General features: G+C 42.0%; 3 protein-coding genes. 1 reads left to right on the plus strand and 2 read right to left on the minus strand.

Features of this window, described 5'->3' with window-relative positions; all coding sequences use genetic code 11:
* On the plus strand, positions 1 to 187 hold a 187-nt coding region (locus tag F6K53_RS37195; protein ID WP_293084595.1), incomplete at its 5' end, for a hypothetical protein.
* Positions 188 to 244: 57 nt separating this feature from the next.
* Here the strand turns inward: F6K53_RS37195 and F6K53_RS37200 are convergent.
* Both F6K53_RS37200 and F6K53_RS37205 read right to left on the minus strand, forming a co-directional pair.
* Entirely contained in the window at positions 245 to 1456 is a 1212-nt protein-coding gene (locus tag F6K53_RS37200; RefSeq protein ID WP_293084598.1) for a calcium-binding protein, read from the minus strand.
* A 675-nt stretch (positions 1457 to 2131) separates the two neighbouring features.
* On the minus strand, positions 2132 to 2263 hold the full coding sequence (locus tag F6K53_RS37205) for a hypothetical protein (protein ID WP_293084600.1): 132 nt from the start codon (positions 2261 to 2263) through the stop codon (positions 2132 to 2134).
* Between the last annotated feature and the right edge of the window lie 262 nt (positions 2264 to 2525).

Here is a 2525-nt window from a genome sequence, read left to right on the forward strand (position 1 = left end):
TGATCGCATTCCCCAAATCCCCTGTCCCACTGAAGTTTATGTAGGGTGGGCAGTGAACCAGACCCATTCACCAAGCCGCGCGTACGCGAAGCGGTTCCTTACTGGCAGTGCCAGACGCTGCGCGAACGGAACATCGCATTGCTTGACACTGCCCACCAACGGATTAAGAGAGAGAACAGAGAACTAACCAGATCAAGGAGATTTTAACTGGTCAGTTATTTCCGCCACCGTGTACTAGTCGTTATTAAAAGATCAGATCCGCTGAGTTATAGCCACCAGCAACTATAGCAATAACGTCAAGACCCGAAGTAGAATTGATAGCAATAAAGCTGCCTAAAAAGGTATAGTCGTTGATTTGTCCATGGAGTTGAATTTTATCCGTACCAGATTGGAAATCCGTAATTACAGCGAAATCATTCGAACCCAAAAATCCTCCTCCACCGACATAGTAAGGATTGCTGCTATCTCCAAGCTCAAATATATCAGCACCAGCTCCTCCGGTTAAGATATCAATTTCATTAACACCTGGATTGTTACTGGTGGGATCTACACCTACGATAGTATCATCACCATCGCCACCAGATAGAGAGTCGTTACCTAAGCCACCTCGAAGAGAGTCGTTACCTGAGTCCCCAGACAGAGAATCGTTACCTAAGCCCCCAAACAGAGAGTCGTTACCAGAGCCCCCAGACAGAGAGTCGTTACCAGAGCCCCCAAACAGAGAGTCATTACCTGATTCGCCAAACAGAGAGTCGTTACCTGAGTCGCCAGACAGAAAATCGTTACCTGAGCCCCCAAACAGAAAATCGTTACCTGAGCCGCCGATAATAGTGTCATTTCCCTCTTGACCAAAGAGAAGGTCATTGCCACCGAGTCCTATAATGATGTCATTGCCCTCAAGTCCCAGGATTAAATCGTCGTTGGCAGTACCCAATAAAAAGTCAGGATTAGGAGTACCAAGAATCAACTGGAAAAGCTGTGAGCTTTTATTTTGCAACAATGATGTTGGTAACTCTGCCTGACCGGGTAACGTTGGTATCTGGAAAAACGTGAACGGAATCCGTAGAAGAGAAGGATTAGATAACTGGGGGCTAGGAACTTCCTGATTCTGGATAGATTGTGATAGTGAGTTGATTAACTTTGGTATCTGGGAAAACGTGAACGGAATCCGTAGAAGAGAAGGATTAGATAACTGGGGGCTAGGAACTTCCTGATTCTGGATAGATTGTGGTAGTGAGTTGATTAACTTTAGTTCTGATGCTGGAATGTTGGATAAGCTATTAATTGTATCTATTAACGTAGCCATGGTGAATTTACTCCTGTTTTTGGATGTACCTAACGTTGCGATCGCAGCACCTAGACCATACCTAATGGTCATCAGCAGTTGATTACTCGGACTTTGACAAAATCTTAGACTCCAAACTGCCTCCCCTTTGGCCGACTGCATCCCTTTCATGAATCTTTAGGAAATTTATCTTTTCTCCTTGCCTAGAAAGGTTTGCAGCACTAGTAGTCCCTGATGGGGGAGATCCAAAGGAGCCCAAAAATGTCAAATTCCCATTAAGACCATTAAGGGTTCTTGGCTACGATCACCCCAGGGTAAACGCATCTTATTTTGGAATGCCTACTGGATCTGGAATTCATAGGATAAGTATTTATCCTGATGAATTTTGAAATCTTTGATGAGTAAGGATTCTAGAATTTAGATGGGTTTGTCCTGTGAATAATTCGTTTACTTTAGAACTAAAATTTGCACACTCCACCTATCTATAATCCTGGAGATTATTTGTGATTAACTCTATAGGCTCCGATTTGAAGTTACCCATACCTATAATCGAGTTTTGGGATAACCCAAAACCCTAGGGAGTGTTAAGCACCGTGTTTATTCTGGAAACCACAAACTAGGCAAGTAAGGGCACCTTGAATAACGCCAAAACAGCTATCTTACCGATGGGGGCAGAATTCCACTTGCCACCCATTTATATTTTTTCGTTCTCTAGATAGAATAGTAATTCATTTACTGCATAAAATCAAGTCCTATAAAGGATTAATTATCAAATTTTAATTAAGGATAAATTGTGAAGGATGAGATATGAATTATAGATGAATTATGAAGGATAAATTATGAATTTCATGTAGATAAATTATGAATTTCATGTAGGGTGGGCAGTGAACCAGACCGATTCACCAACCTGGCGATCGCATTCCCCAAATCCCCTGTCCCACTGAAGTTTATGTAGGGTGGGCAGTGAACCAGACCCATTCACCAAGCCGCGCGTACGCGAAGCGGTTCCTTACTGGCATTTGGAATAATGTTGGAATGACTGACTACTCTGCATTTATCGCATTTCTGCATTGAAATATATCATGTTTGGATTTTGTTACTTCTGTTTCTATAATCGGAAATCAAATTTACTTTTGCGAATTTTACTCGGTCATGAAGCGTCATCAAAGTAAGCTTTTATAGCATATTACATGTATATTACTTCCTGATAAACTGATGACGTTTCCAACTGCTAATCATA

Origin of the sequence: Moorena sp. SIO4A1, from assembly GCF_010672065.1 — a bacterium.
GTDB lineage: Bacteria > Cyanobacteriota > Cyanobacteriia > Cyanobacteriales > Coleofasciculaceae > Moorena.

Bases quoted from the DNA above. Each gene is read 5' to 3' on its own strand.
- F6K53_RS37205 (WP_293084600.1), bottom strand. From the start codon at position 2,263: ATGGGTCTGGTTCACTGCCCACCCTACATAAACTTCAGTGGGACAGGG.
- F6K53_RS37200 (WP_293084598.1), bottom strand. From the start codon at position 1,456: ATGAAAGGGATGCAGTCGGCCAAAGGGGAGGCAGTTTGGAGTCTAAGA.